General features: G+C 68.9%; 11 protein-coding genes. 4 read left to right on the plus strand and 7 right to left on the minus strand.

Annotation, left to right across the window (positions count from 1 at the left end):
- Positions 1–20: 20 nt before the first annotated feature.
- Positions 21–1,562: an MFS transporter gene (locus ACFV4K_RS09315; protein WP_379273424.1), complete on the minus strand. Its 1,542-nt coding sequence runs from the start codon at positions 1,560–1,562 to the stop codon at positions 21–23.
- Positions 1,563–1,719: 157 nt separating this feature from the next.
- On the opposite strand from ACFV4K_RS09315, the gene ACFV4K_RS09320 reads away from it, so the two are divergent.
- Complete coding sequence (locus tag ACFV4K_RS09320; protein WP_379273426.1) at positions 1,720–2,460, plus strand: TetR/AcrR family transcriptional regulator C-terminal domain-containing protein; 741 nt, start codon at positions 1,720–1,722, stop codon at positions 2,458–2,460.
- Between the two features lie 18 nt (positions 2,461–2,478).
- Here the strand turns inward: ACFV4K_RS09320 and ACFV4K_RS09325 are convergent, their stop codons facing one another.
- Complete coding sequence (locus tag ACFV4K_RS09325; RefSeq protein ID WP_379273428.1) at positions 2,479–3,204, minus strand: SDR family oxidoreductase; 726 nt, start codon at positions 3,202–3,204, stop codon at positions 2,479–2,481.
- A 101-nt stretch (positions 3,205–3,305) separates the two neighbouring features.
- On the opposite strand from ACFV4K_RS09325, the gene ACFV4K_RS09330 reads away from it, so the two are divergent.
- Positions 3,306–3,908, plus strand: a complete 603-nt coding sequence (locus ACFV4K_RS09330) for a TetR/AcrR family transcriptional regulator (protein WP_379273430.1) — start codon at positions 3,306–3,308, stop codon at positions 3,906–3,908.
- A gap of 82 nt (positions 3,909–3,990) precedes the next feature.
- Here ACFV4K_RS09330 and ACFV4K_RS09335 read toward each other — a convergent pair whose 3' ends face one another.
- The 3 genes from ACFV4K_RS09335 to ACFV4K_RS09345 all read right to left on the minus strand — a co-directional run bounded on the left by ACFV4K_RS09335 (position 3,991) and on the right by ACFV4K_RS09345 (position 7,844).
- Positions 3,991–5,445, minus strand: a complete 1,455-nt coding sequence (locus ACFV4K_RS09335; RefSeq protein WP_379273432.1) for a catalase — start codon at positions 5,443–5,445, stop codon at positions 3,991–3,993.
- Between the two features lie 74 nt (positions 5,446–5,519).
- Positions 5,520–6,563 (minus strand): tetratricopeptide repeat protein, encoded by a 1,044-nt coding sequence (locus ACFV4K_RS09340; RefSeq protein WP_379273433.1) that lies wholly within the window; start codon positions 6,561–6,563, stop codon positions 5,520–5,522.
- An 18-nt stretch (positions 6,564–6,581) separates the two neighbouring features.
- Entirely contained in the window at positions 6,582–7,844 is a 1,263-nt protein-coding gene (locus ACFV4K_RS09345; RefSeq protein ID WP_379273435.1) for an AAA family ATPase, read from the minus strand.
- Between the two features lie 325 nt (positions 7,845–8,169).
- Between ACFV4K_RS09345 and ACFV4K_RS09350 the strand changes: the two genes are divergently transcribed.
- Positions 8,170–9,513: a serine hydrolase domain-containing protein gene (locus ACFV4K_RS09350; RefSeq protein ID WP_379273437.1), complete on the plus strand. Its 1,344-nt coding sequence runs from the start codon at positions 8,170–8,172 to the stop codon at positions 9,511–9,513.
- Between the two features lie 15 nt (positions 9,514–9,528).
- Here ACFV4K_RS09350 and ACFV4K_RS09355 read toward each other — a convergent pair whose 3' ends face one another.
- Entirely contained in the window at positions 9,529–10,779 is a 1,251-nt protein-coding gene (locus tag ACFV4K_RS09355; RefSeq protein ID WP_379273439.1) for a helix-turn-helix domain-containing protein, read from the minus strand.
- 455 nt (positions 10,780–11,234) lie between these two features.
- On the opposite strand from ACFV4K_RS09355, the gene ACFV4K_RS09360 reads away from it, so the two are divergent.
- Entirely contained in the window at positions 11,235–11,435 is a 201-nt protein-coding gene (locus ACFV4K_RS09360) for a hypothetical protein (protein ID WP_357087801.1), read from the plus strand.
- Positions 11,436–11,506: 71 nt separating this feature from the next.
- On the opposite strand, the gene ACFV4K_RS09365 is transcribed toward ACFV4K_RS09360, so the two are convergent.
- Complete coding sequence (locus tag ACFV4K_RS09365; protein ID WP_379273441.1) at positions 11,507–12,538, minus strand: aspartate-semialdehyde dehydrogenase; 1,032 nt, start codon at positions 12,536–12,538, stop codon at positions 11,507–11,509.
- Position 12,539: the final 1 nt, after the last annotated feature.

A 12,539-nucleotide genomic window follows, 5' to 3' on the forward strand; every position in this document is an offset into this window, starting at 1 on the left:
GAATCGTTTTCGGGCATCGGCTAGCGGGCCTCGGCCAACTCCGGCTCGGCCGCCTCCTCCGGAAGTCCTTCCGGCGCTGCCGCCTTCGCGCCCTTCATCAGGAAGAAGGCGATCACCGTGGCGGCCAGCACCGCCGCGCCGCCCGCCAGGAAGGTGGTCGACATGGCGTGGGTGAAGGCGTCGCGAGCCGCGTTCAGCAGTGTCGCGTCACCGGTGGCGAAGGCTCCGGCGATGCTGTCGCGGGCCGCCGCCGGGGCATCGGAAGGCATTCCGTCGGTGTAGGTTCCGGCCAGGATCGCGCCCAGCACGGCTACGCCCAGCGCGCCACCGGTCTGCTGGATGGTGTCGTTCAGGGCTGAACCGACACCGGCCTGCTCCGGCGGAATGGCCCCCATCAGCGCGCCGATCGCGGCGGGCATGGCCAGACCGGCGCCCGCGCCGACCAGCGCCATGGCCAGGGCCGCGGCCCAGAAGCCCGAGTCGGTGTCGAGCGCGGCCAGGGCGCCCGAACCGGCGGCCAGCACCAGCATGCCGAGCAGAGTCAGCGGGCGGACGCCCAGCTTCCGCACCAGACCCGCGCCCACACCCTGCGCCACCAGGGCGGCGAAGGCCAGCGGGGTGAAGGCCAGCGCGGTCTTCATCGGCGTGTAGCCGAGCACGAACTGCAGGTACTGGGTCAGCAGCAGGAGCAGACCGGCATTGGCGAAGGTGACCAGCACCAGCGAGAAGCTGGACCCGGTGAAGACGCGGTTGCGGAACAGCTGCAGCGGCACCATCGGGTGCTCGGCCTTCAGTTCGCGAATCAGGAAGGCCACCAGGAAGAGCGCGGCGACCAGCAGCGAAACCCAGGTTCCGGCAAGGCCCTTGGTCGGGAACTCGATGATGCCCCACACCAGCGCCACGGTGCCGACGATGGACAGCGCCATGCCCGGCAGATCGGTCGGGCGGGCCGGGCCCTTGGACTCCGGCATCAGGGTCATGGCCGCCAGGATGGCCACCGCCGCGATCGGCACGTTCAGCAGGAAGACCGCGCCCCACCACACGTGTTCGAGCATGAGGCCGCCCAGCACCGGGCCGCCGACCATGCCGATCATGGCGACACCGCTCCAGGCGGCGATCGCCTTCGGACGCTCCTGCTCGTCGAACACGGTGATCAGGATGGACAGGGTGCTCGGCATGATGAGCGCGCCGCCGATGCCCATGATCACCCGGCCGCCGATCAGCATCTCGGGGCTGGTGGCGTAGGCGGCCAGCAGCGAGGCCGCGCCGAAGAGCGCCAGGCCCAAGACCATCACGAGCCGGCGGCCGAAGCGGTCGGAGAGGCTGCCCGTGGTGAGCAACAGGCCCGCGAAGACCAGGATGTAGGAGTCGATCACCCACTGCAGCGCCTGCGGGCCGGCGTGCAGGTCGGTGGCGATCTGGGGCAGGGCGACGGTGAGCACCATATTGTCGATCACCAGCACCAGGGAGCTCAGGCAGAGCACCACCAGGATCAGCCAGCGCCGTGGGTCGCGTTGGGCGACCGGCGCGGTCAACGCCTCGGCCAGGTCTTTCGCAGTCATTGTCATGTCCCCTTCGAGAAGCGGTTCCGCACACTGTGCGGCGTTGTCGAACACCGTACGGTCTCCGTACACTGTTCGCAAGAGGGAACGCTGTACGGCGGTGCGAACGGCGTTCTAGCTGGGGTTATGCTGTTCGGCAGACAAAGGAGGAAGAGCCATGGCGGCCAAGGCACAGGAGTTCTCGTCGGTGTGGACCCGACCGGAACGACAGCGCAAGGATCAGCCCGCACTGAGCCGAGAACAGATCGTCACCGAGGCGCTCGCCCTGCTCGATACCGAGGGCTACGACGCGCTCAGCATGCGCCGCCTCGGCAGCCGGCTCAACGCGGGCGCCACCTCGCTCTACACCCACGTCACCAACAAGGACGAGATCCTCGAGCTCGCCATCGACGAGGCCTTCGGCGAGGTCCGGATGCCGCCCCTCGCCCCCGAGCAGTGGCGCGCCGATCTACTGGCGGTCGGCCGCGAACTGCGAGCCACCATTCTGCGACACCCCTGGATCAGCATCGCCATGACCGGCGCCGGACTCGCCTATCTCGGCCCGAACCTGCTGCGCCTGTCCGAGGGCATGCTCGCCCTGCTCGAGGCGGCCGGGTTCGACGACTACGCCGCCGACCGCGGCTCCAATGCCATCTGGTCCTACGTGATCGGCACCACCGGCGGCGAGACCGCCATGGTCACCACCGTCGCACGCAGCGGCCAGACCGAACAGGAGTGGTTCGCGAAGATGATGGTGATGGCCGGGAAGGCGACGCGGGGATATCCGCACATCACCAAGCGACATCGCAGCCTGGGCGATATCGACATCGCCCAGACCCGCGAGGACTTCTTCGAGTCCGAACTCAGTCTCATCCTGGACGGCCTGGAACTGCGCCGCGACCGTGCGGCCGGGAAATAGCCCGCCGCGACGGCGGATTCAGCGACCGGTCGCCAGACCGGTCCCCCCGTTGACATCGAGGACGACGCCGGTGGTGAAGCCGTTCACCGCCAGCAGGTGAATGGCGGCCGCGACATCCTCCGGGCGCCCGACCCGGCCCACCGGGGTGGTGGCGACCAAACCGTCGAACAGAGCGGTGCGCTGCGCCTCGGGAACCCGGTCCCACCAAGGCGTATCGATGACACCCGGGGCGACCGCGTTGATCCGCCGCGGGGCGAGCTCGACCGCCAGCGGCGCGACCATGGCATTGAGCGCGCCATTGATGGCGGCCAGACCCGCCGTGCCGGGGAAGGCCGACCGAGCCGAGGCGGCGGTCACCAAGGTCACCGAACCGTGCGAATCCAGGTGCGGCAGCGCGGCTTTCAGGATGCGGACCTGCGGCCAGAACTTGCCGTCGAAACCGGCGGCCAGCTGATCCAGGCCGAGTTCGGCGAACGGGCCGCTGCCGGCCGAACCGCTCACCGAGATGACCAGGTGGTCAAGGGTTCCCAGCCCGGCGAAGAAGGCGTCGACCGCGGCCTGGTCGGTGGCGTCCACGGCGTGTCCGGTGGTGGCGCCGCCGATGCGGGCCACTGCCGCGTCCAGCTTGCCCCGGTCGCGACCGGTGATGACGACCTCCGCGCCCGCGGCCGCGAAGACGGCGGCGGTGGCCTCGCCGATGCCGGAACTGCCGCCCATGATGACGACGCGCTGTGTTGTGGTCATTGCCGGAACCTCCAGTTTGTTGGAACTGATAGTCTCGACAACAGCGAAACCGAGACTTTTAGTCTCGACAGAACGGTGAGCTGCGCCACAGGAGGAAGCCGATGAAAACCACAGGGCCGCAGACCGATCCGCAGCGACCCCATACCGGCCGCCGCCGCAACGAGGCCACCCACCAGGCCATCCTCGATACGGCGCTGCGGCTGCTCGGCGAATCCGGGGGCGCGCCAGTCACGATCGACGCCATCGCGCGGGCGGCCGGAGTCGGGAAGCAGACCGTCTACCGCTGGTGGCCCTCCAAAGGCGCGCTGCTGCTGGACGCGCTCACCGAACGATCGGCCCTGCACGTGCCGACGCCCGACACCGGTACGGTGCGCGCCGACCTGCTCGCGATCATCGACGCGACCTTCCGTGGCGCGCAGAGCGATTCGACCGCGCCCGCCCTGCGCACCCTGGTTCGCGAGGCGGCGCAGGACCCGCACCTGGCCGAATTGCTGGAAACCTTTACGGCGCAACGGCGTCGGGCCGTCCGGGAGGTCCTGGAGCGGGGGCGCGAACGCGGCGAACTGGCCGGTGACACCGATCTCGATCTCATGGTCGACCAGTTCTACGGCGTGTTCTGGTATCGCTTCCTGCTCGGCCACGCACCCCTCGATGCCGCCGTGGCCGAACGGCTCACCGATTCGATTCTGGCCGGGAACACCTGAAGGCCCGCGTCACCAAAGGCGACGCGGGCCTCGATCGGGGGTTCAGGGGGGGGTGAAACCCCCCGAGAGTCCCGAGAGTTGGTCAGAGCCGTTCGCGGACAGCCACTTCGATGCGCTTGCCGAGGTCGGCGTCCACGCTCTTCCAGTAGTCGAACACGCGGCTCAGGATCGGCTCGCGCACACCGCCCAGGATGTGCCCGGCCACATTGCTCACCAGGCGATCCCGCTGCGCGTCGTCCATGACCTCACGCACCAGGGTGCCCGCCTGCGCGAAGTCGTTGTCCTCGCGGTGGGTGACGTACCCGGCGCGGATCATGGTCGGGTCGAACGCCCACGCGCCGTCATCGATGGCGCGGGCCGGGTCGGCGTGCGCGCCGCCGAAGGAGTTGGGCGCGTACACCGGAACGGTCGGCGCGTTATGGCCGGAGCGCATGGCGCCGTCCTGCGAGTAGGAGTTCACCGGGGCGGCCTTGGCGCGGTTCGGCGGCAGCTGCGCGTGGTTGGCGCCGATCCGGTAGCGGTGCGCGTCGGCGTAGGCGAAGACGCGGCCCAGCAGCATCTTGTCGGGCGAGAAGGCGATGCCGGGCACCACGTTCGAGGGCGCGAAGGCGGCCTGCTCGATGTCCACGAAGTAGTTCGCGGGGTTGCGGTTCAGGGTCCAGCGGCCGACCTCGATGAGCGGGTAGTCCTGCTGCGACCAGACTTTGGTCAGGTCGAACGGGTTGAAGCGGTAGTTCTCCGCCTCGGCGACCGGCATGATCTGGACCTTCAGCGTCCAGCTCGGGTAGTCGCCGCGCTCGATGGCCTCGTACAGGTCGCGCCGGTGGTAGTCGGCGTCCTTGCCGGCGAGTTCGTCGGCCTCGGCCTGGGTGAGGGTCTTGATGCCCTGGTCGGTCTTGAAGTGGTACTTCACCCAGAAGCGTTCGCCCGCTTCGTTGATCCACTGGTAGGTGTGCGAGCCGAAGCCATCCATGTGGCGCAGGGTGGCGGGGATGCCGCGGTCGCCCATGAGCCAGGTGACCTGGTGGGCGGTCTCGGGACGCAGGGTCCAGAAGTCCCACTGCATGGTCGCGTCGCGCAGGCCGGAGCCGGGCAGGCGCTTCTGCGAGTGGATGAAGTCGGGGAACTTGATCGGGTCCTTGATGAAGAAGACCGGGGTGTTGTTGCCGACGATGTCGTAGTTGCCCTCGGTGGTGTAGAACTTCACCGCGAAACCGCGCGGGTCGCGCCAGGTGTCGGGGCTGCCCTGTTCACCGGCGACGGTGGAGAACCGGACCAGCGATTCGGTGCGGGTGCCCGGCTGGAACAGCGCGGCCTTGGTGTAGCGGCTGACGTCGCCGGTGACCACCAGTTCGCCGAACGCGCCCGCGCCCTTGGCGTGCACCACGCGCTCCGGGACGCGTTCCCGGTTGAAGTGCGCGAGCTTCTCGATCAGGTAGTGATCGTGCAGCAGGATCGGGCCCTGGGCGCCCGCGGTGAGCGATTCGTTGTCGCTGGGCACCGGGGCGCCGGAGTTGGTGGTGGTCGCCTTGGTCATGTCGCCGAGCGTGCTCGGTTTTCTGGAACTAGTCAAGAAAAGCGGGCGTAAACAAAGGTGTATACAGTCCGGGACTACCGCGGCGGCGACATCCGATAGGTCGGGAAATCGCCGGGCCAGGTGGGCATCGGCGGCACCGTGAGCGGGTATTGCCGCAGGTAGGACGGGAATGTCGGCGGCGCGTTGTAGCGCGGCGGCGTGTAGTGGGTCGTGGTCGGCGCGGAGTCATGATCCGAACCCAGCGCGGCGATCACCACCCGGATCACCAGCAGCACCCCGACCGCCGCCGCCCACCGCCCGAACCGGCTGCCGTCGGACCGCGGCCGCGAAACCGGTACCTGGACAGCGGCTTTCCGCGTGCCGGACGGACGACGGGACGCGCCCCCGGCCGCGGCCTCCCGGACCGCCCACGCGCGCACCTCGTCCTGCGCGGCCAGCCACGCCAGCTGCTCCCGCACCACACCGCCGTACGCCGGATCCAACTGCGCGACCCGCCGCAATTGCTCCGCGCCCGCCTGGTTTTCCCCTCGATCCACCGCGAGCAATGCGAGTTCGTACAGCGCTTCCGCATGGTCCGGCTCGAGCCGCAGCACCTCCCGGAACGCGGCCTCCGCCTGCGCCTGCGCATCGGGCCCGTGCACGTTCCGCCGCAGGGTCAGCCCGCGCAGCAGATGCGTGTGCGGGTCATCCGGTTCCAGCTCGAGCGCCAGCTCCAGATTCTCGAGCGCCGCCGCCGGATCGGTATCCCGTTGCGTGGCAGCCAGAATGCGGAAGTTCACCGCCTCGTCCGGCTCGAGTTCGACAGCCCGCCGAGCCGCCGCCAGCGCCCGCACCCGCCGCTGCGCCCCCTCGCCCCCGGCCGCGCCCCGGCTCAACTGCAATTCCGCCAGCGCCCGCACCCGCCACACGAACGGCTCGTCCGGCACCACCCGCATCGCGGTCCCCGCGAACTCCAGCGCCCGCTCGTACTCCCCCGCCCGATAGGCCAGATTGGCCATATCCGCCAACGCCTCGGGATCCTCCGGATCCCCCGCCAGCACCTCCCCCAACATCTCCCGGGCCGCCTCGAACCGCCCGAGATCCGCCAGCACCCTGGCCTTCTCGATCTTCTCGCTCATCCGATCGGCGATCCGGGATCAGCGGTTGTCGCGAGTGCGCATATAGGCGGCGAGTTCGTCGTAGCTGCCGTCGTTGTTGGCGAATTCGACGACGTTGCGGGCGGATTCGAACCAGGCGCCGGTGCTGGGGCGAGTTTGGGTGAGGGCGGCGGCGAGGTCGTCCATGCGGACGGGGCGGACGGTGCCGGTGCGGATGGAGTCGGCCATGGCGAGTTGGGTTGCGGACTTGCAGATTTGGGCCAGATCGGCGCCGGAGTAGTTCTCGGTGCGGGCGGCGACGGCGGTGAGATCGATGCCTTCGACGGGGCGGTCCTTCAGGTGGTGGCGCAGGATCGAGACTCGGGCCTCCGGGTCGGGGAGGGCGACCAGGACCATGCGGTCGAAGCGGCCGGGGCGGCGCAGGGCGACATCGACGTCCCAGGGGTGGTTGGTGGCGCCGATGATGTAGACGCCCTCGTTGTCGCTGGTCATCGAATCCATCTCGGTGAGCAGCTGATTGACGGTGGAGCGCAGGGAACTGGAGCCGGAGAGGTGGCTGCGCTTGTGGCCGAGGGCGTCGATCTCGTCGAAGAACAGAACACAGGGGGCCTTGCGGCGGGCGGTGCGGAAAACCTGTTTGAGGTTGTACTCGCTGCGGCCGGTGTACCAGTTCAGGATGTCGGCGATCTCGATGGCGTAGAAGTTCGCGCCCAGCTCACCCGCCACCGCCGACGCCACGAACGTCTTGCCGCAACCGGGCGGACCGTAGAGCAGCAGACCGCCGCGGGCGCTGGTGCCGAAGGCCTTGGCCAGCTCCGGGTTTCGGACCGGGCCCAGCAGCGACAACTCCAGCTGCTGCTTGACATGCTCCATGCCACCGACATCGGCGAGGGTCAGCTTGGGGCGCTCGAACAGGCCGACATCGCCCTCGGCGTACGGTTCGGACCGCTCGTTCACGAAGGCGGGCTGGATGATGTCGCCCACCTGCTCCTCGGCGGCGTCCCAGTCGTAGCCGGAAACGGCGGCCTCGGACCCGATCGCGGGCGAGGTCGCGGAAACCGGTGCGACCGCGGCCGATTCACCGGCCTCGCCGCCCGCCAGCGCTGCGGTGCAGCGTTGCAGCAGCGCCGTCACCTGCGCGTTGACCGGATCCTGGGCCAGCGCCGCGGCGCACTGCGTCAGCGCCTCCGCGTGGCGGCCGCGGGCGGCCAGCAGTTCGATCACGCTGATCCGCACCGGCAGCAGCTCGGGATTGGCGTCGAGCACGGTCAGCAGAGTGGCGATCACCGGATCGTCGGTCACAGCTCCCCCAAGAGAAGTACAGATGTTCTTCGCCGAATGCTAAACGCTCCGGGTGACACCGGTCACCACCGCACAGACGTCACCCAAATCATGCCGGCGTGCCATCCCGTGGTTTTGAACCCGGACTCTCCATAGGTGTTTCGAGGCATCGCCCAGATCACAGTGTCGCAGCCGGAATAGATCGGCGCGGAGCCTGGTTGATGCGGAGCGCCGGCGTCGGAACAGCCCCGGGCCGCACCCTTCGTCGCTGCGAGCGACCACTCGCCGAGAGGCGCTTGTTGGGCGTCGGCTTCAACTTTCCGGGTTAGCCTGAACCATGCGGCGCATGCGCAGGGGGATGGCCGGCACGTTGGCGACGGTAGTGATGGCGGGCAGCGTGATCCTCGGCGGAGGAGCCGCGACAGCGGCCACCGATCCCGCGTACTGCGCGCAACCCACGGGGCGCGACTTCGTGCGCGCCGCACCCGAGGACACCGGGGTCGACCCGGGGCCGCTGGCCGATGCCCTCGCTTTCGCGGCCACCCGAAACCGCTTGAACGTCCAGGTCTTTCGGCACAACTGCCTGATCGGCACCGGCCCCTCGAACAACGAGACCGACCCCGTCCCGTGGAACGTCTGGAGCGTCACCAAGAGCGTCGTCTCCCTGCTCGCCGGAATCGCCTGGGACCACGGGAAACTCGATATCGACGCGACCCTGGACAACTACCTCCCGCCGGACGTCGGCGATGCCGGGCACCGCGCCATCACCGTGGAGAACCTGCTGCAGGAGACCTCGGGCCTGCGGGTCGGCGCGGCCACCGAGGGCATCACCGGTGTCGTCCCCATCGACCCGTTCAGCGCGATCCAGGCCCTGGGCGTGCCCTTCGACACCGCGCCGGGCAGCGCCTTCCAATACAGCCAGCGCAATGTGGACCTGCTGTCGTACGTGATCGAACTGGCCACCGGCGAACCGCTCCAGGACTTCGCGCAGCGGGAACTGTTCGGCCCCTTGGGCATCGAGCGCGGCGACTACTACTGGGCGCGGGACCGTTCCGGCCACACCTACGGGTACGCGCACCTGTTCATCCCGCCCGCCGATCTGGCGCGGCTGGGCATGCTGGCCGCCGCGCACGGCCGCTGGAACGGCCGCGCCGTCATCTCCGAGGCCTACCTGGATCGGGCCGTGACGCCGTCGGGCACCAACCGCTGCTACGGCTACCTGTTCTGGCTCGGCCCGGGCTGCGCGGAGAATCCCGAATTCCTGCCCGCCGACACGTATTCCATGTCCGGCCTCGGTCTGCAGAACGTCTTCGTGGTGCCCGACCTGGACCTGATGGTGGTGTGGACCGGCGCGTTCGGCGTGCACAGCGGTCAAGGCCCCGGTGGCCTCCTGCAATACAGCGACGAGCCGTCGCACGAGTTCTTCCGCCGCCTGCTGTCCGGGTTCCGCGACCATCCGATGCCGGATCCGGGCCCGTACGTGGAGACGCCGCTGCGGGTGGACTACCGCGCCTACTTCGACACCGATATCGCGCTGGCGGTCTTCGGCGTCGGCGCGGACGCCTATCCCGGCTGTACCGTGTTGTCCTGCTTGAACCTTCCGCTCGCCCCGCCGTTCAGTGACGCGCCCCCGGGCTGCCTGCTGCTGGCGTGCGTCGGCCCCGACCCGCGCACCCCGGGTGTGCGCTGACTCCGACGACAGCGCCTAGGGCGTGACCGCGGCCCGGCCCGCCAGCTCCCGTAATTCGTCGGCCGGTCGGCGGCCGGCGAACTGCAGCAGATCGCGCACCACCTCGCGGGCGCGATGATCGGTGTGGACCAGTTCGGGCGTTAGTCGCTCGGCATTGAGCAACGCCTCCAACGCTTCCGCCGCCTGCCGCCGCTGCGCGTGCGCGCGAGCCACGTCGACCAGGAAGCGGGCCTGCCGTTCCGGCGACAGGATCGACGCGTCGACGGTGCGCGCGGTGTCGAGCGCCTCGCCGGCGTCACCCAGTTCGACGGCCACGGCCACCGCGTGCACGGCGACCCCGGTCGGACCGAACTCGGTGTCGAAGTCGTTGCGGCCCTCGCCCAGTCGATCGGCCGCGGTGCGCGCCGCCGCCAGCCCGGCCCGGGCCGCGGTGCGATTCCCGTCGGTCGCCGCGATCACCGCCAGCATGAGCTGCAGAGATCCGTAGAGCGACAGCACTTCCGGCCGCGGGTGGTCGGCCGCCGCGCGGGCGGCCAGCGCCGCCACCGACACCCGTGCCGCCCGTTCGGCCTGTTCCAGTCGTTGCAGGCGCAGGAAGGCCTGTGCCATGCGGTAGGTTCCGGCCACGACGCTGAGCGGGTCGCCGGATTCCTCGGCCGCGGACAAGGCGCGATCGGCCGCGACCCACGCCGCGTCGACCTCCTCCTGACGGGTGAACGCGGTCGCGGCCACCTGATAGGCGCGCGAGAGCTGGGTCAGCACTTCCGGCCGCCGCGGGGTGTTCGCTCGCGCGGCGTGTTCCAGGTCCGGGATCAGTTCCAGCAGGCTGCCGCCCACCTCGACCAAGCGGGATTCGTGTGCCAGCTGCCAGGCCAGGTCCACGCGCTGTTGCAGCTCGGGGAGTTTCGCGTCCGCCGCGTTCGGCTCGGGAACGCGGTCGGCCTCGTCGCCGAGGAGCTGGTCCAGTGCGGGATGTCCGGTGAGCATCAGCCGCAGCTGTTCGAAGACCGCCGAGCCGGGCCGATGCCCGTCACCGCGGTCGGCGGCCACCGGTTCGGCCGCTTCGGGACGCAGATCGCGTACCGCCACGCCGAGCACGTCCGCCAGTCTTTGCAGAACGGACAGTCGCTCAACAGGCAGGACGTCTCGCTCGACCTGCGACACCCAGCTTTCCGAGCGCCGAATCGCCGCGCCCAGCTCTTTCTGCGATAGTCCCCGCCGCCGGCGCAACTCCGCTACCCGTGCCCCAAGGGTACTTTCGGCCACCGGGTCAAACTCCTTCTGCCTGATCGGCTTTCCCGGCCGTCACCGCCCGCTTGTTTCGCCGATGTCTACCATGCCCTTCTCCTTCCGCCCATTCCTTCCGAGGGGGGATCTGCCGACAAGGATTCCAGACCGGGCGAGCTTACGGCGCACAGTATGGAACATGGATTTTTCTTATTGCACCGCAATTTTTCTGTGTTTAACGTTTGAAGAGGACCCGTCGAACCAAACGGACGACAAGAGGTGGTCATGCCCGGCGAACTTCTCTTCTTCCTACTCGGAGCCGGAATCGGCGGCGCGGCAATGTGGTTCGCGGCGTGCGCCCTAGCGGCCACCAAGTATTCCTCCACTGCCGACGGGGCGACGGTGCAATCGATCACCGCTCGCCTCGAACGCGAGGGTAACCGGAACTCTCGCGCGGCGAAAGGTCAACCAGTCACCCACCGGGCGCCCACCCGATGACGGCCGCCCCCAAAACCGACGAAGTCCATGTGCGCCTGCGGTTTCCCGGCGGAATGATCTTGGATTACCGCGCCGAGCGCGCAATTGCGGAACGTCTCGCAGCGCATTTGAGACCGCATCGCATTGAAGTCACCATCGACGGCATGCCTATCGATCGGCTCGCGCCACTACCGTGCGCGGAACTCTGGGCCGATTGACCATATCCGAAAACGGACCGCGCACTTTGCGTGCACGGTCCGTAACGGTTAGTTCCGATCAGAGAAACTGATCAGTTGTTCAAAAGAACTTCCGCGATCTGAATGGTGTTCAGCGCGGCGCCCTTACGCAGATTGTCGCCCGAGATGAACAGCGCCAGACCGCGACCATCCGGCGCACCCGGATCCTGGCGAATACGACCCACCAGCGACTCGTCCTTGCCGGCGGCGGCCAGCGGCGTCGGCACATCGGTCAGCTGCACACCGGGCGCCTTGGCCAGCAATTCCTCAGCGCGCTCCACCGAGATCGGCCGGGCGAACTCGGCATTGATCGACAGCGAGTGCCCGGTGAACACCGGCACGCGCACGCAGGTGCCGCTCACCAGCAGGTCCGGCAGACCCAGGATCTTGCGGGACTCGTTGCGCAGCTTCTGATCCTCGTCGGTCTCACCGCTGCCGTCGTCCACCAGTGAGCCCGCGAGCGGAATCACATCGAAGGCGATAGGGGCCACGTACTTGTTCGGCGCCGGGAATTCCACGGCCGAGCCGTCGTGCACCAGCTTCTCGGCATCGCCGATCACCGCGCGCACCTGCGAGGCCAGCTCCTCCACACCGGCCAGGCCGGAGCCCGAGACCGCCTGGTAGCTGGACACGATCAGCCGCTGCAGACCGGCCTCGTCGTGCAGTACCTTGAGCACCGGCATCGCGGCCATGGTGGTGCAGTTCGGGTTCGCGATGATGCCCTTGACCAGGTTGCGGGTCGCCTCCGGGTTCACCTCGGAGACCACCAGCGGCACCTCGGGATCCTTGCGCCAGGCCGAGGAGTTGTCGATCACGGTGACACCGGCGGCCGCGAAGCGCGGCGCCTGCACCCGGGACATGGTGGCGCCGGCCGAGAACAGCGCGATGTCCAGTCCGGTCGGGTCCGCGGTCTCGGTGTCCTCGACCACGATGTCCTTGCCGCGGAACGGCAGCGTCTTGCCCGCCGAGCGCGAGGACGCGAAGAAGCGCACCTCGTCGGCCGGGAAGTTGCGCTCCTCCAGCAGCTTTCGCATGACCGCGCCGACCTGACCGGTCGCGCCGACGACGCCTACACGCACACCCATG

Source organism: Nocardia sp. NPDC059764 (genome assembly GCF_042732555.1).
Taxonomy (GTDB): domain Bacteria; phylum Actinomycetota; class Actinomycetes; order Mycobacteriales; family Mycobacteriaceae; genus Nocardia.